Origin of the sequence: Aminobacter anthyllidis (assembly GCF_018555685.1) — a bacterium.
Classification (GTDB): Bacteria; Pseudomonadota; Alphaproteobacteria; order Rhizobiales; family Rhizobiaceae; genus Aminobacter; species Aminobacter anthyllidis.
The window spans coordinates 383,759-410,635 of the sequence record NZ_JAFLWW010000006.1; the positions used below are offsets into that span (position 1 = coordinate 383,759).

The 26,877-nt window shown below is 64.4% G+C and carries 24 protein-coding genes and 1 pseudogene; 14 read left to right on the top strand and 11 right to left on the bottom strand.

The features are described 5' to 3' along the window. Positions 1–112 precede the first annotated feature (112 nt). From J1C56_RS22070 to J1C56_RS22080, 3 genes are all read right to left on the bottom strand, one after another. Positions 113–1,828: a SulP family inorganic anion transporter gene (locus J1C56_RS22070; RefSeq protein ID WP_214392205.1), complete on the bottom strand. Its 1,716-nt coding sequence runs from the start codon at positions 1,826–1,828 to the stop codon at positions 113–115. Between the two features lie 82 nt (positions 1,829–1,910). Continuing rightward, on the bottom strand, positions 1,911–2,156 hold the full coding sequence (locus tag J1C56_RS22075) for a helix-turn-helix domain-containing protein (protein WP_192567129.1): 246 nt from the start codon (positions 2,154–2,156) through the stop codon (positions 1,911–1,913). A gap of 91 nt (positions 2,157–2,247) precedes the next feature. After that, positions 2,248–2,934 (bottom strand): phosphatase PAP2 family protein, encoded by a 687-nt coding sequence (locus J1C56_RS22080; protein ID WP_214392206.1) that lies wholly within the window; start codon positions 2,932–2,934, stop codon positions 2,248–2,250. A 244-nt stretch (positions 2,935–3,178) separates the two neighbouring features. On the opposite strand from J1C56_RS22080, the gene J1C56_RS22085 reads away from it, so the two are divergent. Then, complete coding sequence (locus tag J1C56_RS22085) at positions 3,179–5,164, top strand: PhoX family protein (RefSeq protein WP_214392207.1); 1,986 nt, start codon at positions 3,179–3,181, stop codon at positions 5,162–5,164. Positions 5,165–5,419: 255 nt separating this feature from the next. On the opposite strand, the gene J1C56_RS22090 is transcribed toward J1C56_RS22085, so the two are convergent. The 4 genes from J1C56_RS22090 to J1C56_RS22105 all read right to left on the bottom strand — a co-directional run bounded on the left by J1C56_RS22090 (position 5,420) and on the right by J1C56_RS22105 (position 8,175). After that, on the bottom strand, positions 5,420–5,758 hold the full coding sequence (locus J1C56_RS22090; protein WP_214392208.1) for a hypothetical protein: 339 nt from the start codon (positions 5,756–5,758) through the stop codon (positions 5,420–5,422). Positions 5,759–5,923: 165 nt separating this feature from the next. Then, on the bottom strand, positions 5,924–6,232 hold the full coding sequence (locus tag J1C56_RS22095) for a hypothetical protein (RefSeq protein WP_214392209.1): 309 nt from the start codon (positions 6,230–6,232) through the stop codon (positions 5,924–5,926). Between the two features lie 535 nt (positions 6,233–6,767). After that, a complete protein-coding gene (locus J1C56_RS22100) occupies positions 6,768–7,520 on the bottom strand; it encodes a hypothetical protein (protein WP_214392210.1) in 753 nt (250 codons plus the stop codon). A gap of 58 nt (positions 7,521–7,578) precedes the next feature. After that, on the bottom strand, positions 7,579–8,175 hold the full coding sequence (locus J1C56_RS22105) for a GNAT family N-acetyltransferase (protein ID WP_214392211.1): 597 nt from the start codon (positions 8,173–8,175) through the stop codon (positions 7,579–7,581). Positions 8,176–8,387: 212 nt separating this feature from the next. Between J1C56_RS22105 and lepA the strand changes: the two genes are divergently transcribed. Then, positions 8,388–10,196, top strand: coding sequence for a translation elongation factor 4 (gene lepA / locus J1C56_RS22110; RefSeq protein ID WP_214392212.1), 1,809 nt, complete (start codon positions 8,388–8,390; stop codon positions 10,194–10,196). A 142-nt stretch (positions 10,197–10,338) separates the two neighbouring features. On the opposite strand, the gene J1C56_RS22115 is transcribed toward lepA, so the two are convergent. Beyond that, positions 10,339–10,752 (bottom strand): hypothetical protein, encoded by a 414-nt coding sequence (locus J1C56_RS22115; protein ID WP_246591703.1) that lies wholly within the window; start codon positions 10,750–10,752, stop codon positions 10,339–10,341. A 318-nt stretch (positions 10,753–11,070) separates the two neighbouring features. Between J1C56_RS22115 and J1C56_RS22120 the strand changes: the two genes are divergently transcribed. Beyond that, positions 11,071–13,044 (top strand): NAD(P)-binding protein, encoded by a 1,974-nt coding sequence (locus tag J1C56_RS22120; protein WP_214392213.1) that lies wholly within the window; start codon positions 11,071–11,073, stop codon positions 13,042–13,044. Positions 13,045–13,495: 451 nt separating this feature from the next. Here the strand turns inward: J1C56_RS22120 and J1C56_RS22125 are convergent. Then, a pseudogene (locus J1C56_RS22125) lies at positions 13,496–13,774 on the bottom strand (GIY-YIG nuclease family protein); the annotation flags it as partial. Positions 13,775–14,013: 239 nt separating this feature from the next. On the opposite strand from J1C56_RS22125, the gene J1C56_RS22130 reads away from it, so the two are divergent. Beyond that, on the top strand, positions 14,014–14,400 hold the full coding sequence (locus J1C56_RS22130) for a hypothetical protein (protein ID WP_214392214.1): 387 nt from the start codon (positions 14,014–14,016) through the stop codon (positions 14,398–14,400). Here J1C56_RS22130 and J1C56_RS22135 read toward each other — a convergent pair. Both J1C56_RS22135 and J1C56_RS22140 read right to left on the bottom strand, forming a co-directional pair. Then, complete coding sequence (locus J1C56_RS22135; RefSeq protein ID WP_214392215.1) at positions 14,397–14,990, bottom strand: hypothetical protein; 594 nt, start codon at positions 14,988–14,990, stop codon at positions 14,397–14,399. The genes J1C56_RS22130 and J1C56_RS22135 overlap by 4 nt on opposite strands. A 70-nt stretch (positions 14,991–15,060) precedes the next feature. Next, positions 15,061–15,561: a hypothetical protein gene (locus J1C56_RS22140; protein ID WP_214392216.1), complete on the bottom strand. Its 501-nt coding sequence runs from the start codon at positions 15,559–15,561 to the stop codon at positions 15,061–15,063. A gap of 148 nt (positions 15,562–15,709) precedes the next feature. Between J1C56_RS22140 and J1C56_RS22145 the strand changes: the two genes are divergently transcribed. From J1C56_RS22145 to ybeY, 10 genes are all read left to right on the top strand, one after another. Beyond that, on the top strand, positions 15,710–15,883 hold the full coding sequence (locus tag J1C56_RS22145; protein WP_214392217.1) for a hypothetical protein: 174 nt from the start codon (positions 15,710–15,712) through the stop codon (positions 15,881–15,883). 755 nt (positions 15,884–16,638) lie between these two features. Beyond that, positions 16,639–17,019 carry a hypothetical protein gene (locus tag J1C56_RS22150; protein ID WP_214392218.1) on the top strand — a complete coding sequence of 127 codons (381 nt, stop codon included), beginning with the start codon at positions 16,639–16,641 and terminating at the stop codon, positions 17,017–17,019. Positions 17,020–17,108: 89 nt separating this feature from the next. Then, positions 17,109–19,142 (top strand): hydantoinase/oxoprolinase N-terminal domain-containing protein, encoded by a 2,034-nt coding sequence (locus tag J1C56_RS22155; protein WP_214392219.1) that lies wholly within the window; start codon positions 17,109–17,111, stop codon positions 19,140–19,142. A gap of 147 nt (positions 19,143–19,289) precedes the next feature. Beyond that, a complete protein-coding gene (locus J1C56_RS22160; RefSeq protein WP_214392220.1) occupies positions 19,290–21,461 on the top strand; it encodes a malate synthase G in 2,172 nt (723 codons plus the stop codon). A 263-nt stretch (positions 21,462–21,724) separates the two neighbouring features. After that, positions 21,725–22,408: a tRNA (adenosine(37)-N6)-threonylcarbamoyltransferase complex dimerization subunit type 1 TsaB gene (gene tsaB, locus J1C56_RS22165; RefSeq protein WP_214392221.1), complete on the top strand. Its 684-nt coding sequence runs from the start codon at positions 21,725–21,727 to the stop codon at positions 22,406–22,408. After that, positions 22,405–22,893 (top strand): GNAT family N-acetyltransferase, encoded by a 489-nt coding sequence (locus tag J1C56_RS22170; protein ID WP_214392222.1) that lies wholly within the window; start codon positions 22,405–22,407, stop codon positions 22,891–22,893. Before tsaB ends, J1C56_RS22170 begins: the two co-directional genes overlap by 4 nt. A gap of 88 nt (positions 22,894–22,981) precedes the next feature. Continuing rightward, positions 22,982–23,782 (top strand): lyso-ornithine lipid O-acyltransferase, encoded by an 801-nt coding sequence (olsA, locus tag J1C56_RS22175; RefSeq protein ID WP_214392223.1) that lies wholly within the window; start codon positions 22,982–22,984, stop codon positions 23,780–23,782. 82 nt (positions 23,783–23,864) lie between these two features. After that, complete coding sequence (gene miaB, locus J1C56_RS22180) at positions 23,865–25,265, top strand: tRNA (N6-isopentenyl adenosine(37)-C2)-methylthiotransferase MiaB (RefSeq protein WP_214392224.1); 1,401 nt, start codon at positions 23,865–23,867, stop codon at positions 25,263–25,265. Between the two features lie 74 nt (positions 25,266–25,339). Then, positions 25,340–26,332 carry a PhoH family protein gene (locus J1C56_RS22185; RefSeq protein ID WP_409014571.1) on the top strand — a complete coding sequence of 331 codons (993 nt, stop codon included), beginning with the start codon at positions 25,340–25,342 and terminating at the stop codon, positions 26,330–26,332. Positions 26,333–26,344: 12 nt separating this feature from the next. Further along, entirely contained in the window at positions 26,345–26,857 is a 513-nt protein-coding gene (gene ybeY / locus J1C56_RS22190) for an rRNA maturation RNase YbeY (protein WP_214392226.1), read from the top strand. The last annotated feature ends 20 nt before the right edge of the window (positions 26,858–26,877 follow it).

Sequence of the window (26,877 nt, forward strand, 5' to 3'; positions counted from 1 at the left end):
TCCCGACCTCGTTAACGAGCGAAGCGAGTGGAGAGTGTCGGGAATCCATGCCGTGACGGTCGAGCGACGCCACGGTCCAGAACGCGGCCTCCAAACACCGCCAAGAAGTGGCCTACCCCGCCGTCTCCGTCCTCAGCAACTCCTGCGCATCCTTCACCGATGCAGCGTAGCTGACATGGGGGCGCTTGACGCCGTGGGTGATCAGCATTCGCCGCGTCTGCGGCGAGGCCCCCGTGATGAAGAAGCGAACGCCGGCCTGGCGTGCCTTGCGCGCCGCGCCCTCGATGACATTGGCCGCCGTTGAATCGAGAAACGGCACGCCCGAACAGTCGAGGATGAAGCTCTTGCGCTGGTCGGCGATGCGGTCGAGCACGGCACCCACGGTCGAAGCGGCGCCAAAGAAGAACGCGCCCGAAATCCGGTAGATGACTGTGTCTGTATCGCCGGCGTCGCCCACCTCGTATGCGTGGCGGCTGCCATTGCTGGCGTCGGCGACATCCTCCTGCACCAGCGGCTGGTCGGTTTCCACCGCGATGCTTTTGGCCATGCGGTCGATGAACAGGATAGAGCCCAGCGCGAAGCCAACGACGATGCCTTCGGTCAGGTCGCGGAACACCACCAGCAGGAAGGTGACCATCAGCACCAGCGCGTCGCCCCATGACGAGCGGATCAGCGCCGCGAAGGCGTGTCTTTCGATCATGTTCCAGGCCACCACGGCCAGCACGCCGGCAAGCGCTGCGAGCGGTATGTAGCTCGCCAGCGGCGCGGCGATGAGCATGAATGCCAAGAGGAAGATCGCGTGCAGCATGCCGGCTACCGGCCCGTGCGCGCCGGCCCGTACATTGGTTGCTGTCCGCGCGATGGTGCCGGTCACGCAGATGCCGCCGAACAGTGCCGAACCTATGTTGGCAAAGCCTTGCGCCACCAGTTCACAGTTCGAGCGATGGCGTCGTCCGGTCATGCCGTCGGCAACGACGGCCGACAACAGCGACTCGATTGCGCCCAAAAGCGCGAAAGCGACCGCATCCGGCAGCACGGACATCGCCTTGTCGAGGCTGAAAGCGGGCATGGCTGGCCAGGGCAGGCTGCGTGGAATGCCGCCGAAGCGCGTGCCGATGGTCTCCACCGGCAGCGACAGCAGCGTGACGACGAGCGCAGCCGCGCCAACCGCGATCAGCATGCCGGGCCAGCCCGGGCGCCAGCGCTTGAACGCCAATATGGTGCCGATGGTCAGCGCTGTTACCGCCACGGTCGAGGCGTTGACGGTATCGGCGGCTGTCGCCAGTGCCATCAGCTTCGGCACCACCGGCCCAGGTTCCTTGCCTGTGAGCGTCAGCCCGAACATCTCGCTCAACTGGCTGGCGAAGATGATCACCGCGATGCCGGCGGTGAAGCCGACAGTCACCGGATAGGGGATGAATTTGATGTAGGTGCCGAGCCTGAGGTAGCCGATGGCGAGCAGGATGACACCCGACATCATCGTGGCGAGGATCAGCCCGTCGACGCCCTCGCGCGCCACGGTTGCTGCAACCAGCACGATGAAGGCGCCGGCCGGCCCGCCGATCTGGAACCGGCTGCCGCCGAGCGCCGAGACGATGAAGCCGCCGATGATCGCGGTGAACAGGCCTTTATCAGGCGACACGCCCGAGGCGATGGCGATCGCCATCGACAGCGGCAGCGCCACGATCGCCACCGTCAGCCCGGCAATCGCGTCGGCCTTGAACTGGGAGCCGCGGTAGCCTTCGCGCAGGACCGTCACCAGCTTGGGCGTGAACAGCTCGGCGAATGTCGGCTTTTTGTGTCGGGTTAGGCGAGGGTTGGCGTCCATGATCCGTTCCGCATTCAGCGGCGGGATCGTCGGCAAAACTGTCGGCGGTCGCCGTCGCGACTATCTCTTGCGGATCGTCGGTTCAACCGGCCTTTTTCTTGAGGCGCACGCCCCGGCCGCCGGTCTCGTTTTCGCCGATCAGTTCCACCCCGGCATCTTCGATCGCCTGGATGACCTTGGTCAGCGTGTCGATCACGCCGCGCACCACGCCCTCGCTCGCTTCCATGCGCTGGATCGTCGGCACCGAGACGCCGGCCAGTTCGGCGAGCGTCTTCTGGTCGATGCCTGCCAGCGCTCGTGCGGCGCGCATCTGTGCGGCTGTGATCACTTCAGGTTTTCCCGTCTTTGTCCGCAGAATGAATGTATCATACATTCATAGTGATGTTTCAAGCATTAATGTAGATACTTGAAACATGCCGTCATTGGGCTTCGCCGTCCGATTTCATCAGTTTGCGGCTGACCAGCCAGCACAAGGTCGCCCAGGCAAAGCCGGCGCACCAGCCGGCCAGCACGTCAGACGGCCAGTGCACGCCGAGATAGACCCGGCTGATGCCGACCATCACAGTGGTCAGGATGGCGATGCCGAACACGAAGACCGTCGCCGCCCGTCCCGGCAGGAAGCGCGCAAGCAATGCGCCCAGCGTCAGATACGTCACCGCCGACAGCATCGCGTGCCCGCTCGGAAAGCTCATCGTGTAGACCTGCGCCAGATGCGGCACGAGGTCGGGCCGCGGCCTGTCGATGCCGAGCTTGAGCAGGCTCGACAGCACCTGGCCGCCGGCCACCGAGGCGAACACGAACAGCGCCGGGCCCCAGCGCCTGACCATGCAGAGATAGATGATGGTGATCGCGGTGATGTAGATCAGCACCGAGGCGCTGCCGAGCGCGGTGATGTCACGCATCGCCTCTTCCATCCACAGCGGGCCGATCGGGTCGGCCGGGTTGCCCGCCTCGCGGAAGAACAGCAATATGTCGGTGTCGAAGGCATGCGGTGCGGCGTCGCGGGCGATCTCCGACAGCTCGACGAAGCCCCAGAGCCCGCCGGCGATGATCACGCCCGCCGCCAGCAGCGAAAACTCGATCCTGTTCCACAGTGTCTGATTCATCGTCCTGCCGCTCTGTTTCGCCTTCGGGATGGCCTCTAATCGGTCGCCGCGCAACAAGTGGGGAGGCCTTTCCCAAAGAAAAGGCGCTCAAGCAAAAGGTCGCAGCGCATTTCGTCGGCAGAGGCCATCCGCCACGCTGTTTGACCCGGCCGGATTTCCGGCGAAACTGTCATGCTGCTGTTATCTCGTCCGATTAGCGGTCTCGGCGAACCCCAAGCCGAACACCCAGCCAGAGGTCGACGCCATGAACCAGCCCTATGATCAGAAGTTCCGCACGAGCATGCTCGAGGACAATGCCGGTCCCGGCCACAATCCGACCGACAACCGCACCATGGGCGACATCATCGCCAGGCGCTTCTCCCGCCGCGGCTTCCTCCAGGGCTCGCTCGCCGTTTCGGCCATTGCCGCAACCGTCAGCCCCATCGCCATCCTGCTCGCCGACGATGCCCGCGCGGCTTCGGCGTCAGCCTTCGTCTTCGACGAGATCGAGGCCGGCATCGACGACAAGCACCATGTTGCCTCGGGCTACGATGCCGACGTCCTGCTGCGCTGGGGCGATCCGATCTTTGCCGACGCCCCCGAGTTCGACCCGCTCAACCAGTCGGCGGAATCTCAGGCGAAGCAGTTCGGCTACAACAACGACTATGTCGGCTATATCGCGCTCGAAGGCTCGTCCGAGCACGGCCTGCTCGTCGTCAACCACGAATACACCAACGAGCACCTGATGTTCCCCGGCATCGTCAAGATCGTCGAGGGCAAGATCGATGTCGCTCCGGCCGACCAGAAGCGCGTCGACATCGAGATGGCCGCCCATGGCGGTTCGATCGTCGAGATCCGCAAGGACGCGGGCAAGTGGCAGGTCGTCCGCGACGGCAAGCTCAACCGCCGCATCACCTCGACCACCGAGATGCAGCTGACCGGCCCGGCCGCCGGTAACGATCGCCTCAAGACCAATGCCGATGCGACCGGCACCAAGGTGTTCGGCACGCTCAACAACTGCGCCGGCGGCGTCACGCCCTGGGGCACCTACATCATGGCCGAGGAAAACTTCCACGGCTATTTCGGCGGCGAGCTTGCGGCCGATCATCCCGAGGCCACCAACTACAAGCGTCTCGGCGTGCCGGAAGGCACCTATGAATGGTTCAAGTTCTACGACCGCTTCGACGTCTCCAAGGAGCCGAACGAGCCCAACCGCTTCGGCTGGATCGTCGAGGTCGACGTCAACGACCCGACCTCTCTGCCCAAGAAGCGCACCGCGCTCGGCCGCTTCAAGCATGAGGGTGCCGAATCGATCGTGGCTGCCGATGGCCGCGTCGTCTTCTACCTCGGCGACGACGAGCGCTTCGACTACGTCTACAAGTTCGTCACCAAGGGCAAGTTCAACCCCAACGACCGCGCCGCCAATCTCGACCTGCTCGACGAAGGCACGCTCTACGTCGCCAAGTTCGCCGAGGACGGCACCTTCGCCTGGCTGCCGCTGGTCCAGGGCGAGGGTCCGCTGACCGCCGACAACGGCTTCGTCAGCCAGGCCGACGTTGTCATCGAGACGCGTCGCGCCGGCGACCTGCTCGGCGCCACCAAGATGGACCGCCCCGAAGACATCCAGCCCAATGCCGTCAACGGCAAGGTCTATGTCATGCTGACCAACAACACCAAGCGCAAGGCCGACCAGGTCGACGCCGCCAACCCGCGCGCCGAAAACGCCTTCGGCCACATCATCGAACTGATCGAGGATGGCGGTGATTTCGCTGCCACCAAGGGCAAGTGGGAAGTGCTGCTCAAGTGCGGCGATCCTTCGGTCGCCGAGGTCGGCGCCTCGTTCTCGACCTCGACCACCCAGAATGGCTGGTTCGGCATGCCCGACAACTGCTCCGTCGATTCCGCCGGCCGCCTCTGGGTCTCGACCGACGGCAACTCGCCCAAGGCCACCGGCCGCACCGACGGCCTCTGGGCCGTCGACACCGAAGGCGAGGCGCGCGCCACCTCCAAGCTGTTCTTCCGCGTGCCGGTCGGCGCCGAGATGTGCGGCCCGCTGTTTGCGCCCGACGACCAGACCGCCTTCGTCGCCGTCCAGCATCCGGGCGATGGCGGCGAGGATTGGGAAGGTTTCGGCCGTCCGTCCTACTACGAGGACCTGTCGACGCGCTGGCCCGACTTCAAGCCCGACATGCCGGTTCGTCCGGCCGTCGTCGCGATCACGAAACAGGGCGGCGGCAAGATCGCCGTCTGATCGGGATCGAACCGAGGTAACGAGAATGGGGGTCGCTTGGCCCCCATTCTGTTGGTCGCTGCCGTAGCTGACGCGGCGCCTCCTTCCTCCGTCATTCCCGACCTCGTGAGCGAGCGAAGCGAGCGGAGAGTGTCGGGAATCCATGCCGTGACAGCGACGGACCAGAGCCGGTGCAGGATTTGGACCTGACCTTGATCTCTTACGAGGTCAGGAATGACGGAAGGTGGGTGGTTTTCGTCCTCCCTCTGTGACGCCCTACTTCCCCGCCAGCGCCGGCCCGAGCGTGATCAGCGCCACCGCGACGACCGCGAGCCCGACGCCGATGCCCTGGATGCCGCTCAGCTTCTCGCCGAAATACATGATGGCCACCGCGTTGACGGCGATCAGCTGGATCACCGCCGACAGCGAAAACGACACCGACATGCCGAAGTCGCGCACCAGCCTGAGCATGATCAGGTTGCCGAGCGAATAGAGGATCAGCGTCACCACCAGCTTGCCGAGCGTCGGCTCGATGCCCCAGTGCTTGGCCACCATCGCGGCGATCAGGAAGATGACGGTCGAAAAACCGAGCAGCGAAAGGCCGATGGCGGACATTTTCAGGCAAGCTCCCACGAATGCCTGGCGATTTGCTCCGAATGCCGCCCTGACGTCAAGCAGGCCGGCGACACGCGCCGTCACTATCGCGCCATGCCAGGCAAAAACCCTCCCGTCGTGAGACGGGAGGGCGCTTGGCTCAAGTCTTGGGAGGCCCTGATGCCATCAGGGATAGGTACACTTGCCTTTCTGCGGTTCGCCCTGCGGGCCCGGCGTGCCGGTCTCTTCCCAGTCGCCGCCATGGCTGATGCAATAGGAGATCATCAGGTTGCACGACGCCTTGTTGTTGCAGGTCTCGACATGGCCGTGGGTCTGTCCGCCGCCGCCCGGCGCCTTGAGGCTGAGCTGGTGCGGCGGCGGTGCCGGCACACGGGCCTTGAGCTGGGCGGCCGATGACGCACCGGCGAAAGCCGACATCGAAAGCGCAAGCGTCGCGATCAGCGACGAGCGGATGATCGTGTTGGTCATGTTCATTTCGGTTCTCCTCTGGGTTCACCTTTGATTTGCGGCTCGCTGGCCGCCACGATCATGGGTGTCCGGTTCGGAGAGGAAGGTTCACGACAGAGATGGAAAAAAGATTGGGTGATTGGCGAGGGTGCTCTTCCTGTATCGCGACAATTGACGGCAGCCGCAAAATCAGTGCGGCAAGTCCATCTTATTGCGCCTGCGCGCTCGCCGTCTCTGTCACGGCATGGGTTCCCGACACTCTCCGCTCGCTTTGCTCGCTTACGAGGTCGAGAATGACGGGTTGGCGGTGTCGCCTCGGCTAACCTTCGGCGCCGTATCAGTTGCCTCAGCCTAACCTACATCAGTTGCAGGACTTGAAGGTTGACGGAAGCGCGCCCGCATTCCGTCATTCCCGACCTCGTGAGCGAGCAAAGCGAGCGGAGAGTGTCGGGAATCCATGCCGTGACATCAATGAAGGCACGGCGGTCCAGAACGGACGGCCATTCACATGGCGATATCCCAACCGCCCAGACATCGTGTTGCGCGAAAGCAGGCCGCTAGATCAAGCCAGCTGACCAGCCGGGATCGTCGCGACCACCCGCCCGGAAAGCGCGAGGTCGTCGTTCGTCGCCATCACCGCCAGCGACGTCACCGGCAGCTCGGCCAGCACGCGCCGCCGCCACCGCTCCGCCAGTCCCGCGAGATCAGCCGTCTCCGCAACCGTCAGCGCCGCTGCGAAATGATAATAGCCGATCACGTAGAAGCGGGTCAGCCGCGCACCGCAGGCCTGCTGTACCAGCCCGAACACGTCCTCGCCGTCGTGGTAACAGGGATAGACAGGCAGATAGATCCGGCCGGTGTTGATCCGGCCGAGGAACGGTCCGCCGATACGCAGCGAAATTGCGCCCAGCGGCGCAAGCGCTGTGGCCGCAGCGTCCGCGCAACGCGCGATGTCTGGCTCGGAAAGGCCGCCGACGATGGTCGCATGCAGCTTGCCGGCGCGTTCGTCGCCAAGCTCCCAGGCGATCTTTTGGCTGAATGAAAACGAGCGAAGCTCCGCCTCGAACTGCCGGAACGTTTCAGACCCGACCAGTTGCCCTGCATCGACGGGCACCACCAGCGAATGGCGCGGCGTCTCGTATGTTCCGTGGCGATAATCGGTTCCATCCTTGCCGGCGATGATCTCGGGATGGCCGGGTGCCACCAGCGGCAAATGGGCGAGCCGATAGGCGACGTCGAAGGTCAGCGCCTCGCCCGGGCCGAAAGTCCGGCGCGAGGCGTCATACGCCATGAAGGTGTCGTCGCAGAATTTCATCTGGAAATGTCCTGGCGGGAAGGGCAGTCGGCGCGTGTCAATGTCAGGTCAACCCGCCTCACGGCTTGACCATCAGCACCCAGTTCTCGCCTTCGCCGGCCCAGCCTTCCTTGACCATCGGCTCGGCAGCGATCGCGCGGTATCCGACGCTTTCATAAAGGTGTCGGGCGGTCGTGTTGGCGTCGGAAACGATCAGGCTGGTGCCGGTGCAGCCGGTGGCCTCGGCGATGGTGTCGGCCATGGCCAGCAGCCGCGAGCCATAGCCGCGCGCCCGCGCCTCCGGCAGCGTCGCCATGACATTGACGTACCAGCTGCCGACGGCCAGCGCCTCGAGCATGTTGAACGGCACGAACATCGCCGGTGTGTCGGGATCGGGCAGCGAAGGCACGATCGGATAGCCGATCAGGCAGGCAATCACCTTGCCATGCTCCAGCACCACCGCGTTGCGGTAGGAAAAGCTGCCTTCCTCGCGTTGCGCCCGCTGGCGCCCGACCTCCCAGGGGTCTTCGCCGTCCTCGGCCAGCTTGGTCCACAGATAGAGCGGCAGCCCGTCGCCAGCCATGTTGACCAGCTTGGCCAGTATGGCCGCGTCCTCCTTGGTGGCGGGCCGCGCCTCGGCCGTCAAACCCTCGTCGCTGTGGGCCTTCTCGGGCATGACATGCTCCTTCCAGTCCGCAGCGTCCCCTCGCTGCGGCCGGTATAGGAGCCTGCGTTCCCGGCTGCGTCAACAGTCCCCAGCGCGTCTCCTGCTAAGCTGTCTCGAGCCAGCCGACCGCTGCCATTGCCGGGCGCTATGTGCTGCGCTGGTAGCGAAAGCCCGCGCCGCCCTGCTTGTTAACCCTTGCCGCCCCTGCTAAAGCGCGGCGCATGACCACACCGCTCGACCACATCCGCAATTTCTCCATCGTTGCCCATATCGATCACGGCAAGTCGACGCTTGCCGACCGGCTGATCCAGTCCACCGGCGGACTGGAGCTGCGCGAGATGACCGAACAGGTCCTCGACAACATGGACATCGAGCGCGAGCGCGGCATCACCATCAAGGCCCAGACCGTTCGCCTCAACTACCGCGCCAACAATGGCGAGGATTACATCCTCAACCTGATCGACACGCCCGGCCACGTCGACTTCGCCTATGAAGTGTCGCGTTCGCTGTCGGCCTGCGAGGGTTCGCTGCTCGTCGTCGACGCCTCCCAGGGCGTCGAGGCGCAGACGCTCGCCAATGTCTACCAGGCGATCGACAACAACCACGAGATCGTCGTGGTCCTGAACAAGATCGACCTGCCCGCCGCCGAGCCCGAGCGCATCAAGGAGCAGGTCGAGGAAGTCATCGGCATCGACGCGTCGCAAGCCGTCTACATCTCGGCCAAGACAGGCCTCGGCATTCCCGACGTTCTGGAAGCGATCGTCAACCAACTGCCGCCGCCGCGCGAGGGCGACATCGACGCGCCGCTCAAGGCAATGCTGGTCGATAGCTGGTACGACACCTATCTCGGCGTCATCGTCTTGGTCCGCATCATCGATGGCAAGCTCAGGAAGGGCCAGACCATCCGCATGATGGAGACCAACGCCAAGTACCTTGTCGAGCGCACCGGCGTCTTCACCCCCAAGATGATCCAGGTCGACGAGCTTGGCCCCGGCGAGTTCGGCTTCTTCACCGGCTCGATCAAGGAAGTGGCCGACACCCGCGTCGGCGACACCATCACCGAGGACAAGCGCCCGACCACCAAGGCCCTGCCGGGCTTCAAGCCGGCCCAGCCGGTGGTGTTCTGCGGCCTGTTCCCGGTCGACGCCGCCGACTTCGAGGACCTGCGCGCCGCCATGGGCAAGCTGCGCCTCAACGACGCCAGCTTCTCCTTTGAAATGGAAACCTCGGCCGCCCTCGGCTTCGGCTTCCGCTGCGGCTTCCTCGGCCTGCTGCATCTCGAGATCATCCAGGAGCGGCTCGAGCGCGAGTTCAACCTCGACCTCATCGCCACGGCACCTTCGGTCGTCTACCGCATGAACCTCAACGACGGCTCGGTGAAAGAGCTGCACAACCCCGCCGACATGCCCGACGTGGTCAAGATCGCCGCGATCGAGGAGCCGTGGATCCGCGCCACCATCCTGACGCCTGACGATTATCTCGGCTCGATCCTGAAACTGTGCCAGGAGCGCCGCGGCATCCAGGCCGACCTCTCCTATGTCGGCAAGCGCGCCATGCTGGTCTACGACCTGCCGCTCAACGAGGTCGTGTTCGACTTCTACGATCGCCTCAAGTCGATCTCCAAGGGATACGCCTCCTTCGACTACCACCTCACCGACTACAAGGAAGGCGACCTCGTCAAGATGTCGATTCTGGTCAACGAGGAGCCGGTCGACGCGCTGTCGATGCTGGTCCACCGCACGGCGGCGGAAAAGCGCGGCCGCGTCATGGTCGAGAAGCTGAAGGAGCTGATCCCCCAGCACATGTTCAAGATCCCGATCCAGGCGGCGATCGGCGGCAAGGTCATTGCCCGCGAGACCATCTCCGCCCTGCGCAAGGACGTCACCGCCAAATGCTACGGCGGCGACGTCACCCGCAAGCGCAAGCTGCTCGAAAAGCAGAAAGAGGGCAAGAAGCGCATGCGCCAGTTCGGCAAGGTCGACATCCCCCAGGAAGCCTTCATCCAGGCGCTCAAGATGGGTGATAACTAGCTCCGCTTTTCCTTCTCCCCGCTTGCGGGGAGAAGGTGGCCCGCAGGGCCGGATGAGGGGCGGCGCGAACGCCTCATTCTCCTCTCCCCAGCGGAGGGCGGCCGCGCATCGGCCGGGTGAGGGGCTTTCGCCCCCACGCCCATCACTTCACGGCAAAATCCACCGTTTCCTTGACCGTGCCATCGACGGCGATCTGCACCTGGTAGGTGCCGACCGGCCAGCCGGCGTCCGGCCGAGTCATCGAGGCGTCGACGTGGTTTTCGATCATGCCGATTTCGAAGCTGACCTCGTCGATCTTGTAGTTGGCCGGCGCGACGCCGCCCGAATCGATCGAAATCCAGCTCACCGTGAGCTTCGATCCCGAAGCCACGGCATCGGTCAGGTCGGCGGAGAGGAAAATCTTCGCCGTGTCAGGCGCAAACGTCGCCTCTGTCGCTTCCGCGTCCTCGCTGGCCGACAGCACGATGTTTTCGAACCCTTCGGCCTGCGCATGCTGCGCCAACGCCCCAACCGCCACCAGTGCGGCTGCCCCCATCATCATCGACCGAATGCGCATGCTCTTCCCCTGATTGAAACCGCCGCCCGCGCCCGACTCATCCGGCACGCGCCCGCGGCCGCTTGCGTAGAGCGGAAGGGGTGGGGTTTGTCCATGACGGCGGACCTGCACCTGGCGGAGCTGCTGGCGCGCCTTCGCCCTCATGCAACCTGATGCGCACCGTTGTCGCCCCCCCCCCCCAAGTCATCCCGCAGTGCAAACATGTATTGCATTGCAGCGTCGAATTATCCGCCGCCACACGACATCGACTGTTCTGTCGATTTACTGACACCGTGAAGATGGCTAGCCTTCCCCTCGCATTCTGCCAGAGGGAACATCATGAACTGGACTGAAAAGGACAAGAAGCTGGGCATGGACCGCGCCATATCCAGGCGCGATTTCATGGACGGCGTGGCGATGGCGATCGGCGGTGCGGTTGCGTTGCGCGCCATGGGCCCCGGATCCGCGCACGCGCAATCCGCCCCCGTCGCCTACCCGCCCGCAGCAAGCGGCCTGCAGGGCCAGACCGACGCTGCCCAGAACGTCATGCACGCCGTCCGCGACGGCAGCTACTGGTCAAGCGCCGGCCCGGTCACCGCAAGCGCCGAGAGCTACGATCTGGTCGTCGTCGGCGCCGGCATCTCGGGCCTTGCCGCCGCGCACAGCTTCCGCAAGCAGGCCGGCCCCGACAAGCGCGTGCTGATCGTCGATCCGCTCGAGGATTTCGGCGGCCACGCCAAGCGCAACGAATTCACCGCCTCGAACGGCGCCAAACTCATCGGCTATGGCGGCAGCCAGTCGATGCAGACGCCGAGCTATTTCAGCCCCGCCGTCAACGCGCTGCTCACTGAGGTCGGCATCGAGCCCAAGCGCTTCGAAACCTTCTACGACCAGAAATGGTCCGAGGATCGCGGCCTCTCAGGCGCCATCTTCTTCTCGAGGGAGCAGTGGGGCGAGGACAGGCTTGTCATCCGCACCGGCAAGACGCCCGAATGGGTGGCCAAGACGCCGCTCAACGACAAGGCCAAGTCCGACCTGATCCAGCTTATCGAGGCGCCCGGCGACTATCTGCCCGGCCTGACCCGCGAGCAGCGCCTGGAGAAGCTGTCGGAGATCACCTACAAGGCGTTCCTGCTCGACCACGCCAAGGTCGACCCTCAGGTCGCCGACTACTTCGCCACCTCCACCAATGGCTATTTCGGCGTCGGCATCGATGCCGCGAGCGCGCTCGACGCGCGCGCCAACGGCAATCCCGGCTTCGACGGCATGGACCTCGGCGAAGCCGTGTCGAAATACAACAGCCCGTCCGGCCGTCTCGCCTTCACCGACCCCGACGACTACATCTACCATTTCCCCGACGGCAATGCCGGCATTGCCCGCGCTTTGGTGCGCGCGCTGGTGCCGGGCGCGCTGGCCGGCACGTCGATGGAGGAGCTGGTCACCGAAACCGTCGACTATTCAGCCCTCGACAAGCCGGACAGCCCCGTCCGCATCAGGCTGAATGCGACAGTCGTCAAGGTCGCCCATGATGGCGCGGCTGATGGCGCCAGCTCGGTCACCGTCACCTATGCCGACGCCGCCGGCAAGCCGGTCAGCGTCAAGGCCGGCCACGTCGTGCTCGCCTGCTGGCACCGCGTCATCCCCTATCTCACCGACGAGCTCGGCGCCGAGCAGGTCGCCGCCCTCAACGACCAGCAGAAGGTACCGCTGATCTACACCAACGTGCAGCTCCGCAACTGGCAGGCCTTCGACAAGCTCAAGATCGACGGCTTCCGCGCGCGCGGCGATTTCTGGTCCGGCGCCGACATCGATTTCCCCGTCTCGATGGGCGACTACAAATTCGCCGACAAGCCAGATGACCCCGTCGTCCTGCACCTGTCCAAGGTGATGACCAGCCCGGGCCTTGCCCCGCGCGAGCAGGCGCTGGCCGGCCGCCGCGCGCTGATGACGCTGAGCTTCGAGGAGATGGAGCGCTCGATCCGCGACCTGCTTGGCCGCGCGCTTGCAGGCGGCGGCTTCGACCCCGCCCGCGACATCGAGGCCATCACCTGCAATCGCTGGTCGCACGGCTACGCCTACGAATACATGCGCCCCGGCGACCGCTTCTGGCCGGACGGCCCGTTGCCCATCGAAGCCGCCCGCAAGCCCTGGGGCCGCATCTCCATCGCCAACGCCGACAGCGGCGCCTACGCCTACGCCCACTCGGCCATCGACCAGGGCGTCCGCGCGGTGCGAGACCTGCTCGGCACCCCGGAAGGCGCACCAGACGTCTCGCGCTTCCCTGGGCCGCCGGTGGAGAAGATCGGGCTCTGAGCGCGGACGATCAGCGCGCTCTCTCCCGTCTCCCCTCCTGAGCTTGTCGAAGGGACGGGGAGAAGTGGTCCGCAGGGATGAGGGGCGGCGCAACAGCCCCACCCAAGCTTCGTCAAAAGGTCAGCATTGCTCGTCGAATGGCGGGCTCCCCCAAAACCTCATGGTGAGCCTGTCGAACCACGAGGTTTTGGGGCCAGCAGAATTTGGCGCCTGACGCCCTCGTGGTTCGACAGGCTCACCATGAGGGCTACTGAAGCGCCTCCGGCCTCTCATCGCCGCAGCTCTGCGCTCGGTTGCGACATTCCAGAACCTGGCGCTGCCGTCCAAAGCCCCTCATGATGAGGCTGCCGAACCGCTCTGGTGAACCTGCTGATGGTAAGCCTGTCGAACCACCGGATTTTGAGCCGTCGTCGTCCGAACGCTTCCACCACGGCGTGAACTCAACCCCTTGCCTATTCTTCGCTAGTTCCGGCAGCCTTTCATACGCTAGCGCAATCAGCGCTTCCTTTTTGGCGCGGCTCCAGCCCTTGATCTGCCGCTCGCGTTCGATCGCCTCGACAATCCGATCATATGTCTCGGTGAACACCAACTCCACCGGCCGTCGCTTGCGCGTATAGCCGTCATAGACGCCCTCATTGTGCTCCCACAGCCGCGCTTCAATGCTCTGTTTGGTCAGGCCAGTGTAGTAGGAACCATCGGAACAGCGCAGGATGTAAACGGTGACTTCCATGCGCGTCCCCCAAATACAGCGCAGGCCCTCATCCTGAGCTTGTCGAAGGATGAGCTGAACGCAACGCCCCTAAAGCCTTTAGTTGAGCTTGTCAGGCGATTAGACTTGGACAAGCCTCGGCCAATATCTAGCCTGTACATCCTAGAAAATCTTGCCTGTTCTGAATTCCAAATTCTCACATTGGATAGCAGTTCGGACATCTTTCAACGACAAAGAATATCGTACCGATTGGGAAGTGTATGAGCATTGACGTCACTTTTTTAGAGTGCAAGAATCATAATGACAAGCTTTGTGGAGGGGGACTTATGCCAGACGGACAGAATCGAACGACGGAAGCGGAGTTGTCGGCAGTGGTTCTGGAGATATTGTATGATCGACCGAACGGTCGCTCTACTGTCCAGCAGTTGATAGCTGCAATTCCGCGCCGATTGGTGCTTACGCCTGAGGATCAGGCTCAATCAGATACTCGTCCGAACGAAGAGATTTGGGAGCAGAGAGTTCGTAACATTCGATCGCACCACAATACCGCCGGAAATTACATAGCCGAAGGACTTCTGGCCGCAGTTGATGGTGGTTACGAAATTACGGCAATGGGGCGACTGCGCATCGAGAATAGGCAGGCCTAGGCGAAACGCGCTTTGTATCCAGGTTGGAGCCACTTTAGCTCAGTAGCACCGGAAACGGACTTGTCCCAAACGAACCAAGCGTATGCTGTGGTGCCGGAGCCGGCCTGTACTGCTCCGGCGGGATAGAACGTTATTCTTTCGCTAAAGACCCACACCCGCGCAGGAGCTAATTCGCTGAAAATTGTGCGCGCACGGTTAGCACCTTCTAAGAAGGCTAATCGCAGCAGCAATGCAAATTTGTCACGTGCGAGAGCAACACCAGTGCGGACGAATTCCTCCGCACTGTTGTAAGGTGGGTTTGTCACGATGTTGTCAGCGAGGCTGGTGGCCCGCGTGAAGTCTACGCCCGATTGACCATATCCGCGATTGTATAGGTCGGAACTTCGGACCTGGTTGCCGCGACTTTCTAGAACGCGCGACATGGCCCCGTCGCCGCAGGCGCACTCCCATATCTCACCTTCAAAAGTCTCGCTTTCCATCAACGCATGGGTTGCCCATGCAGGGGTCGGAAAATAGTCCGGACCAGCCAGATCGGCAAATCGTTTCATTGTTGGCTTGAAGCCGCCGTTTAGGTGGTACGTAGCGTCCATGGATTGTTCCCAGGAATTGACGAATACTAAAAGAATAAAATGGTTAACAACCGATGACGACGTTCTGTACTTATTCGTCTTGTTTCAAGATAGAACGAGATTTTGATGACATCCCAAACCGCATCACCCAGTTAAGCTCCCACGTCTCGCCGCCATCAACCGACATCGCCTGTTCCCAGCGCGGTTCTTCCCCTCCCGTCCAGACATACCGCACGCGCACCGGCACGCCGCCCTCGACGTCGTCGCCAAAGAACTCGCCACGACCGTCAGCGAACCGCCCGACGACCGGCGGGAAAAGCTGAAAACTCCTGGTGTCGTTCCAGTAGATCGACCATAGCCCGGTCTCGGGATTGTAGAGCCTGAGCGTCATGCCGGTGAAACCGCGCTCGGGCACCGCCATCTGGTCGAGATTGCCGCCAAAGGTGCCGTCGGGGGCCTGCATCACCTTTTCGATGTGCGAGAAGGCCGTAAACGTCTCCCACTCGGTCGAGCCGACAAGCCGCTCGCGCAGGCGTTCGTTGGTCACCGTCCAGTCGCCGATCAGGAAATCGAAATCGTCAAAGCCGCTCATGCCATCCTCCTCCTGGATCTGGCGCAGCATAGCCGATGCCTGCTGACAGGCTGCTGTCAGGAGATGTCAGGGGCGGGTTGACCTTGGCGGCATCGCGGGCTCATCTGCCGCCGCGATCCCGCCACACCTTGCCCCTAACGCCCCATCCATGAAGCTGCTCGCCGCCCTCCTTGCCCTGGCAACCCTGTCCGCCTGCGCCGCCCGCGCGCCGGTGCCGCCGGCGCCTGTCGCCGCCCCGCCGGCCGCCGTGCAGCCGGAGCCTCTGCCCGACGGGGTCAAGCCGCTCACCGTCGAACAGGACGAGCAGATTTCGCAGGGCTGAGCGGGGAGAATTTCTCCACGCTTTCGAAGTTTTTCCGCTTTTTTCTTTCCGCTCCGTTCCTTCGCGCCCCCCTCTGGCCTGCCGGCGTTCGATGCTCGAAAAGCCAAGCAATTGGCTTTTCGTCCGCTACGCGGACCGCATCTCACCCCCCACAAGGAGGGAGATCACGCCGTCATCTGGCCCGCGACTAACCACCTGCATCGCAAGGGATTTTTGACCCGCTGGCAGGGCGAGCGCCGCCGGCGACGTGACCAATCTCCCCACCCGTGGGGGAGATGCCCGGCAGGGCAGAGGGGGGCGCGAAGGAACGCGGCCAATGTGGTTGGCCGCACCATCCCCCCGTGAACACCCACATCCCTTTCTCCACGCCCCCAGAACCTGCCCCATAATCCATCCCGTTCCTCCCACGGGAACGCCGGTCGCGACGGTGATCAGTGGGGAGGGGCCGGCGCCTCCGGCAGCGGGTTGACGTGCCCGCCGCCCGGGGAGGCTCCGCCAGGAGGTTCCCCTCCCGGGACTACGCCCGGGGTGCGCTGGACGAGCGCTAGTGGGACCGCAAGACGGGCGAAAATGCCCTGAACGCGGTCTGCGGAAGCGGAACGGGCGGAGACAGAAATCGCCGGACGGGCGGTCGCGAGATCGCGCCTACATCTAGCCGAGCGATCCCGCGACCGCCCGTCTTCCCGACCCCAAAAGCCGGCTCGGCGCGAGCGCGGCAAGGATTTCGCACGCCCCGAAAACCCGAGGAGCTTTCGATGAAGCCGACGGAAAAACCCTGGCAGCATCCCGTCTTCCGCATTCCCATGATGGAGCGCGAGGCCGGGTGCACCGACGCGCAGTGGGCCTGCGTGATGCGCGACCAGGAGCGCCACGCCGAGGCCAAGGGCATCTATCTCGGCCTGTTCCAGCTGTTGTGCAGTCATCTCGGCCATTTCAGGACATGTTCTCGCGGCGCTTGCCGGCGGCTCGGCAAATGTGTCGGCCGCCGCGCAGAGGACGACTGGTCCTTCGCCTTTCGCCCGCTGATCCCGCCTTGCGTGCCGCTGGAAGAGGAGATCGTCGAGGCGATGCGCGCCGAAATCCGCGCCGAGGTCAACCGCCTCGTTGTCCTTGGCGAGGCGCGCGGCGATGCCTGACCCTCTGGTTTCAGGCGGCTGGCCAATTTTCCTTTGCTGGCGATATCGGCTAAGCGGGACGGAGATTAAGAACTCCGGACCATCAGCGCATGCACGCCAGCCATCCTCTTCATCCCGGCCCGCTCTATCTCGGGATCGACACCGGCGGCACCTACACCGACGCCGTATTGTGGTCGGAGGCATCGGGCCCGCAGGGCAAGGTGCTGGCCAAGGCCAAGTCGCTGACCACCCGCCACGACCTGGCTGTCGGCATTTCGGGCGCTGTCGACGCGGTGCTGGACAAGGCCCATGTCGATCCCGCCGCCATCAAGCTGGTGTCGATGTCGACCACGCTTGCCACCAACGCGCTGGTCGAGGGCCAGGGCGGGCGCGTCGCACTTGTCATGATCGGCTTTTCCGAGGCCGATCTTGGCCGCGACGGGTTGAAGACAGCGCTCGGCACCGACCCGCTTGTGCTCTGCGAGGGTGGCCATGATGTCCACGGCAATGCCCGCGCGCTTGATCTCGCGGCGCTTGAGGCGGCCCTGCCGGAACTGGCGAAATCCGTCTCGGGTTTTGCCGTCTGCGCCTATTTCGCCACCCGCAACCCGGCGCATGAGATTCTTGCACGCGATTTGATCCGCGAGAAAACGGGCCTGCCTGTCACCACCAGCCACGAACTCTCCGCCAAGCTCGGCGGCCCGCGCCGCGCCCTGACGACGCTGCTCAACGCCCGCCTGATCTCGATGATCGACCGCCTCGTCGCCGCGACTGAAGGTTTCCTCGACAAGCGCGGCATCAACGCGCCGCTGATGGTGGTGCGTGGCGACGGCGCGCTGGTGTCGGCCGAATTCGCCCGCCAGCGGCCGATCGAGACCATCCTGTCCGGCCCCGCCGCCAGCCTCGTCGGCGCCCGCCACATGACCGGGCTCGACAATGCTGTCGTCTCCGACATCGGCGGCACCACCACCGACGTCGCCGTGCTCGACCACGGCCGCCCGCGGCTTGATCCGGAAGGCGCCACCGTCGGCGGCTTCCGCACCATGGTCGAAGCCGTCGCGATGCGCACCTTCGGCCTCGGCGGCGACTCCGAGGTTGCGCTGGAAGACGGCGGGCTCAAGCCGAAGATGTCGCTCGGGCCGCGCCGCTTGGTGCCGCTGGCGCTTGCCGGCATGATGCATGGCGAGGCGGTGACGAGCGAGCTGGAGCGGCAACTGCGCGCGCCCAATCCGGGCCGCATGGACGGCCGCTTCGCCGTCCGCACCGGCGTGCCGGAGCAACTGGCGGCAGGGCTCACCGTGCCTGAAGCCAAACTCTACGATCAGATCACTGCCGTCCCGCAACCCATCGACCGGCTGCTGACATCCAACGCCCAGAGCGCGACGCTCAATCGACTGGTGTCGCGCGGGCTTGTCCATGTCTGCGGTCTCACACCCTCCGACGCCGCCCATGTGCTTGGCCGCCAGGCCAACTGGGACGAGGCGGCAGCGCGGCTCGGCGCCGAGCTGTTTGCCCGCAAGCGCGACGGGCGCGGCCAGCCGATCGCGGCGACGCCGGAAGCCTTGTCCGAGCGCGTGCTGGTCACGCTCACCCGCCTCTCGGCCGAGGTCATTTTGGAAACGGCATTCGCCGAGGATGGGCTCGATGGCGCGGCGACGGTGGCGCATGCGCTGGTGCAGCGCGCGGTCGACGCCCATCCCGGCATCGCTCGCCTCACGGTCGCGCTCGACCGGCCGGTGATCGGCCTGGGTGCATCGGCCCCATTGCACTATGCCGGCCTGCCGCCGCTGGTCGGCAACGAATGCGTGGTTCCAGAGGATACCGATGTTGCCAACGCGCTGGGCGCGGTGGTCGGCCAGGTCCGGGTCACCGCCGAGGCGCGGGTCAGCCAGCCCAAGGAAGGACTGTTCCGGGTGGCGGTGGGCGAATTGCTGCGCGACTTCACCGACGAGGACGCGGCGATGGCGCTGGCCGAGGCCGAGGCGCGTGCCATCGTTGCCTCCAAGGCGCGCGACGCGGGTACGGATGCCGCCGAGATCGATGTGACTGTCGATCTCAAGGTTTCGACGGTCGAGGGCCAGCGCATGTTCATCGAGGCGCATGTGCTGGCGGTTGCGGCGGGCCGGCCCCGGATAGCGGTTTGACGGCTAAATCGATTTGCAGCGGCGATGGCTGTAAATCATTGCTGCCTTGCAACATTCGACGAATTGACCCTGCGCGTTTTGCGTGCCAAACGCCCGAAAACGTTATTTAGAACGCCCCTGCGGCGCCGGAATTCTGGAGCGCATCTCATGACCGATACTGTCTCCCTTCATGGCCTTTCTGTCGCGCGCGAACTCCACGACTTCGTGGTAGCCGAGGCCTTGCCGGGGACGGGTGTCGAGGCGGATGCGTTCTGGGCGGGTTTTGCCGCGATCGTGCACGATCTCGGCCCGAAGAACCGGGCGCTGTTGGAAAAGCGCGACGACTTCCAGCTCAAGCTCGACGCCTGGTACCGCAAGCATGGCGCACCCCACGACATGGCGGCCTACAAGGCGTTCCTGAGCGAGATCGGTTATTTGGTCCCCGAGGGGCCAGCCTTTGCCGTCACCACCGACAATGTCGACCCCGAGATCGCCACGGTCGCCGGCCCGCAGCTGGTGGTGCCGGTCATGAATGCGCGTTATGCGCTGAACGCGGCGAACGCGCGCTGGGGCTCGCTCTACGACGCGCTTTACGGCACCGATGCGATTTCCGATGCCGGCGGGGCCGAAAAGACCAAGGGTTACAATCCGAAGCGCGGCGCCAAGGTCATCGCCTGGGCCAAGGCGTTTCTCGATCAGTCCGCACCTTTGGCGTCCGGCAGCTGGAGCGATGTGACCGGTCTCGCGGTTGTCGATGGCAAGCTCGTGCTGGCGACGGCCTCCGGTTCGGTTGGCTTGCGTGATGCGGCCCAGTTCGCCGGTTATCGTGGCGAGGCAAAGAATCCCGACGCGGTCCTGCTTGTGAAGAACGGCCTGCATGTCGAAGTGGTGGTCGACAGGGAAAGCGCGATCGGCAAAACCGATCCGGCCGGTATCGCCGACATGGTGCTGGAGTCTGCGCTGACCACGATCCAGGACTGCGAGGATTCGGTCGCAGCGGTCGATGCCGAAGACAAGGTGACGGTCTACCGCAACTGGCTCGGCCTGATGCGCGGAGACCTGTCCGAAACCTTCGACAAGGGCGGCAAGCCGGTCACCCGCAAGCTCAACGGCGACCGCGACTACACCGCTCCCGATGGCGGTGTTGTTTCGCTGCCCGGCCGCTCCTTGATGCTGGTGCGCAATGTCGGCCACCTGATGACCAATCCTGGTATCGTCGACCGCGACGGCCATGAGGTGCCCGAGGGCATCATGGATGCGGCGATCACCGCACTGATCGCCCTGCATGATGTCGGCGCCAACGGCCGCAAAGCCAACTCGCGAAAAGGCTCGATGTATGTCGTCAAGCCGAAGATGCATGGCCCCGAGGAAGTGGCCTTCGCCGTCGAGATCTTCGACCGCGTCGAGCGCCTGGTCGGCATGCCGCGCAAGACCATCAAGATGGGCATCATGGACGAGGAGCGGCGCACCACGGTCAACCTCAGGGAGTGCATCCGTGCTGCCAAGGAACGGGTGGTGTTCATCAACACCGGCTTCCTCGACCGCACCGGCGACGAGATCCACTCGTCGATGGAAGCCGGTCCCATGGTGCGCAAGGGCGACATGAAGCAGGCGCCGTGGATCAATGCCTATGAGGCCTGGAACGTCGACACCGGGCTTGAATGCGGCCTGTCCGGCCATGCCCAGATCGGCAAGGGCATGTGGGCGATGCCGGACCTGATGGCGGCGATGCTGGAGCAGAAGATCGCCCATCCGAAGGCCGGCGCCAACACCGCCTGGGTGCCGTCGCCGACGGCAGCAACGCTGCATGCCACCCACTACCACAAGGTCGACGTGCACGCCGTCCAGGCCGAGCTCAAGTCCCGCCCCAAGGCGCGCCTCGACGACATCCTGTCGGTGCCGGTCGTCGTCCGTCCGAACTGGACGCCCGACGAGATCCAGCGCGAACTCGACAACAACGCGCAAGGCATCCTCGGCTACGTCGTGCGCTGGATCGACCAGGGGGTGGGCTGCTCGAAGGTTCCCGACATCAACGACGTCGGCCTGATGGAAGACCGCGCCACGCTGCGCATCTCCTCCCAGCACATCGCCAACTGGCTGCGCCACGACGTCTGCTCGCACATCCAGGTGATGGATTCGCTGCAGCGCATGGCTGCGATCGTCGACCGCCAGAATGTCGGCGATCCGCTCTACCGGCCGATGGCGCCCGAGTTCGACCAGTCGACCGCCTTCCGCGCCGCCTGCGACCTCGTCTTCGAAGGCCGCGCCCAACCCAACGGCTACACCGAACCAGTCCTGCACAAGCGCAGGCTCGAGCTGAAGGCGAAGGAACGGGGCTGAGCATTGCCAACGGAATGCTAAGCAGTCCGTGGTAGCCTATTTCGTATGACAGCGTTTCTTCACGCCCCCCTCTGGCCTGCCGGCCATCTCCCCCACACAGGGGGAGATCAACAGCTTCGGCGACGGCGACAGTCCTGCCTCGTTTTCGATTGGCGCGGGCAGTGGGGACAGCTGATCTCCCCCCTTGTGGGGGAGATGGCCGGCAGGCCAGAGGGGGGCGACGTAGAGCGTCTCGACTTCTCGAAATCCGTTAGGCCCTGCCCATGATCCTGCTCGCCATCGACTGTGCCGCAAGCCTCTGTGCAGCCTCCGTCTACGACGCGGGCACAGCCAAGGAGCTTGGCCGTTCCGTGCGCGATCTGGGCAAGGGCCATGCCGAGCATCTGATGGCCGTCATCGACGAGGCTTTGACACAGGCCGGCAAGACCTATGCCGATCTTGGCCGCATCGCCGTCACCACCGGCCCGGGCTCGTTCACCGGCGTGCGTGTCGGCGTTTCGGCGGCGCGCGGTTTTTCGCTGGCGCTGAAGATCCCGGCAGTCGGGGTCACCACACTTGAAGCGCTGGCATATGAAGCACGCCACGCGTTCGGGCCGGTGAAGGTGCTGGCAGCGCTCGATGCGGGGCGCGAGGAGCTTCATGCGGCACTTTACGATGCGGACGGACAGGCTCTTTGCGAACCTGCCGTCCTGTCGCTGGCCGAGGCCGTCGAGATCGCCTCTTCCACGCCGCTGGCGCTTGCAGGAACCGCAGCCCGGTTGATCGCCAATGCGGTCGGGGTGGACAAGGCATTGCAGCTCGGCCCGCTCGGGGCCACTGCCGACATCGGCACCTATGCCCGCCTCGCCGCTGGCAAGCAGCCCGGCGAACGGCCAAAACCCCTTTATCTGAGAGCGCCGGATGCCAAGCCGCAGGCCGGCTTCGTGCTGCCTAGGGAAGAGAAATGAAACTGCCGTTCTGGCCGCTGAAGCGCGACTACGCACTCGAACTCCTGACAACAGGCGACAGCGCCGCCATCGCCCCCCTGCACCATGAGGATTTCGTCAGGCCGTGGTCGGGTGAAGAGTTTTCGGCGCTGCTCGAACAGGACACGGTGTTCGGTTTCGCCGTCCGCGAGATCGGCCATGGCGCGGAAGCACCCGCCGGCTTCGTGCTGGCCCGGCTCGCGGCCGGCGAGGCGGAAATACTGACCATCGCGGTGTCGCGCTCGCACCGCCGCCATGGCCTGGGCTGGCGGCTGATGGACGCGGTGCTGCGCGAACTGCACGCCCAGCGTGCCGAGGCGCTGTTCCTCGAGGTCGACGAGACCAATGCGCCGGCGATCGGGCTCTACCGCAAGTTCGGTTTCCACCAGGTCGGCAAGCGTTCGAACTACTACCAGTCGGCGCAAGGCGCCACCGGTGCGCTTGTCATGCGGCTCGATCTTCGCTAGCCAGATGCCCCGAGCATGATCCCGAAAAGTGGCTACCGGTTTTTGGACAAGATCATGCTCAACAGTTGAAAAGGGCATCGAGCACTACATGATCGGAAAGATCCGTACGGGGCTCGCGCTCTTCTGGATGGTTGCGGCCTCCTTGGTGCTCGTGCCGCTGCAGGTCATCTCGATGAAGACCGGCCTGTGGCCGGAAACCGTCATCCTGAAGATCTGGCACCGCGCCATGCTCAAGGCGCTCGGCATGCGCGTGCATGTCGTCGGCGAGATGGTCAAGACACGGCCGCTGATGATCGCCTCCAACCACATCTCGTGGAGCGACATCATGGCGCTCGGATCAAGATTCGACGTCACCTTCATCGCCAAGTCGGAACTCAACGGCTGGCCGATCTTCGGCTTCCTGTCGCGGCTGCAGCGTACCGTCTTCATCGAGCGCGAGCGCAAGCGCAAGTCGGGCGACCAGGCCAGCGAGATCGCCCGGCGCCTTGCCGCCGGCAACGCCATGGTGCTGTTTGCCGAGGGCAGCACCGGCGACGGCAACATGCTGTTGCCGTTCAAGAGCACGCTGTTCGGCGCGGCGTCGATGGCGATTGCCGAAGGGGCGGCCGAGCATGTCGTCATCCAGCCGGTGTCGATCGCCTATACCCGTATCCATGGCATCCCGCTTGGCCGCCAGCATCGTCCGCTCGCCAGCTGGATCGGCGACATGGACCTGGTGCCGCATGTCGGGCAGTTGCTGGCCGAAGGCGGGCTCGACGTCGAGATCCGCTTCGGCGACCCGATCGACTTCTCGGCCAAGTCGAGCCGCAAGGAAGCGACGCGATTGATGGAAGAGCGGGTTCGCGACATGATGCAGCAGTCGCTGGCCGAGCCGCATCCGGCGCGCTAGAAAGTCACGCGGCCGACAGCTGCGGCGGCACTGGGCCTAAACCGTCTGTTTTTTGCCGCGGAAAGGCGCTAAGAGGCGCCGCATGGAAATCGACGATATCGCTGAAATCATGCCGGCCGGCAAAGCCGCCGCGGCAACGGGCGCTGCCAAGAAGGTCTTCATCAAGACCTATGGCTGCCAGATGAATGTCTACGACTCGCAGCGCATGAGCGATGCGCTTGCCGCCGACGGCTATGCCGCAACCGAGACCATCGACGACGCCGACCTGATCCTGCTCAACACCTGCCACATCAGGGAAAAGGCCGCCGAGAAGGTCTATTCGCAGCTCGGGCGCCTGGGCAAGCTCAAGGCCGAGCGGGCGGAGAGTGGCCGCGAATTGATCGTCGGCGTCACCGGCTGCGTCGCCCAGGCCGAAGGCCGCGAAATCCTGCGCCGCGCCTCGGCTGTCGATCTTGTCGTCGGGCCGCAGACCTATCATCGCCTGCCGGAAGTCGTGCGCAGGGCGCGTGGCGGCCAGAAGGTGGTCGAAACCGAATACGCGCTCGAAGACAAGTTCGAGCACCTGCCGCAGCCACGCAAATCCGAGGTCGCCAGGCGTGGCGTCACCGCCTTCCTGACGGTGCAGGAAGGTTGCGACAAGTTCTGCACCTTCTGCGTCGTGCCCTATACCAGGGGCTCTGAAGTGTCGCGTTCGGTCGCCCAGATCGTCACCGAGGCCGAAAGGCTGGCCGAGGCCGGCGTGCGCGAAGTCACTCTGCTTGGCCAGAACGTCAATGCCTGGCACGGCGAGGGCGCCGACGGCAAGGAATGGGGGCTGGGGCGCCTGCTTTATCGCCTTGCCGAAATCCCCGGCATTGCCCGGCTGCGCTACACCACCAGCCACCCGCGCGACATGGATGACGAGCTGATCGCGGCCCATCGCGATCTCGCGGCACTGATGCCCTACCTGCATCTGCCGGTGCAGTCGGGCTCGGACCGCATCCTCAAGGCAATGAACCGCAGGCACACTGCAGCCGACTATCTCAGGCTGGTCGAGCGCATCCGCACAGCCCGCCCCGACATCGCCATGTCGGGCGATTTCATCGTCGGATTTCCGGGCGAGACGGATGAAGATTTCGAGGCTACGATGGCGATCGTGCGAGCCACCAATTACGCCTCGGCCTATACGTTCAAATATTCGCCGCGTCCCGGAACGCCCGGTGCGGATATGGACGGCCATGTCGAGGAAAAGGTCAAGGACGAGCGCCTGCAAAGGCTGCAAAAGCTTATCACCGAGCAGCAGCACGCCTTCGCCGATGGGCTGGTCGGGATGACCATTTCGACGCTGATCGAGAAGCCCGGTCGCGAGCCTGGACAGATCGTCGGACGTTCGCCTTGGCTGCAGCCGGTTATTGTTGATGAAAAGGCCGGCGAAATCGGTGACATTGTTGATGTGCGAATCACGAAGACAGGCACCAACAGCCTGTTCGCCGAAGCGGTCTGATCGGCCGTACGGCAGATGAGGAGAGACGGTTGAGCGCTGCTGAACTCAAGAACCTGCCCTCCGGGGCGTCTGACATGGCGCACATCGTACTGACCTTCGACAACAACAAGCTAGCCAGTGCGCTCTACGGCCAGTTCGACGAGAACCTGGCCCGTCTAGAACAGAAACTCGGCGTCGACATCCGTTCGCGCGGCAACCAGCTGACCATCAAGGGCAGTGCTACGGCTGCCGAACAGGCGCGTCGCGCGCTCGATCATCTTTATGCCATCCTGCAGAAAGGCGGCGAAGTGGCGCAATCCGACGTAGATGGCGCCGTGCGCATGGCGGTTGCCCCCGACGACCAGCTGACGCTGCCGACGCTGGAGCGCAAGGGCAAGATGGCGGCGGCACAGATCTCGACGCGCAAGCGTACGATCTATGCCCGCTCGCTCAACCAGGACGCCTATATGCGGGCGCTGGAGCGCTCTGAACTGGTGTTCGGCATCGGCCCCGCCGGTACCGGCAAGACCTATCTCGCGGTGGCGCATGCCGCCATGCTGCTCGAACGCGGCATGGTCGAGCGCATCATCCTGTCGCGCCCGGCTGTCGAGGCCGGCGAACGGCTCGGCTTCCTGCCCGGCGACATGAAGGAAAAGGTCGATCCCTACCTGCGCCCGCTCTATGACGCGCTCTACGACATGATGCCTGCCGACAAGGTCGAGCGCGCCATTGCCGCCGAGGTCATCGAGATCGCGCCGCTCGCCTTCATGCGCGGACGCACGCTGGCGCATTCGGCCGTCATCCTCGACGAGGCGCAGAACACCACCTCGATGCAGATGAAGATGTTCCTGACCCGTCTCGGCGAGGGGTCGCGCATGATCATAACCGGCGACCCGACCCAGATCGACCTGCCGCCCAACACCAAGTCGGGCCTCGTTGAGGCGCTGCGCATCCTGGACGGCGTGCCGGGTGCTGTGACTGTGCGTTTCAACGACGCCGACGTGGTCCGCCATCCTCTCGTCGCCGAAATCGTCAGGGCCTATGACCGCGACGGCAAGGTCGCGCGCGGCCTCGGCACCGAGGGTTGATCGGGAACGGTTATGCCTGACAAGACAACATCGGCGCCCGCCGCCGCGGCGGGAGCTCTCGATATCGACCTGATGATCGAGGAGGGCGCATGGCCGAGCGAAGACGCGCTGCGGGCGCTCGTCAACCGCGCCGTGCCTGTCGCCCTGGCCGAGGCTGAGGTCGAAGTCGTCGACGGCGTCGAACTGAGCCTGGTTTTCACCGACGACGACGCCATCCAGAGCCTCAATGCCGAATGGCGCCAGAAGGACAAGCCGACCAACGTGCTGTCGTTTCCGGCGTTCCCGATGGCGCCGGGCGACCCGCTGCCGCCGATGCTCGGCGACATCGTGCTCGCCTACGAGACCGTCGTGAGCGAGGCCGAGCTTGAAGGCAAGCCGCTCGAAAACCACATCACCCACCTCATAATCCACGGACTCCTGCACCTTTTGGGGTATGATCACGAGACCGACGAGGAGGCCGAGGAGATGGAGGCCCTTGAGCGCCAGGCGCTTGCGAGGCTTGCCATTCCCGATCCCTACGCGTAACAGGGACGAACAACGACCGG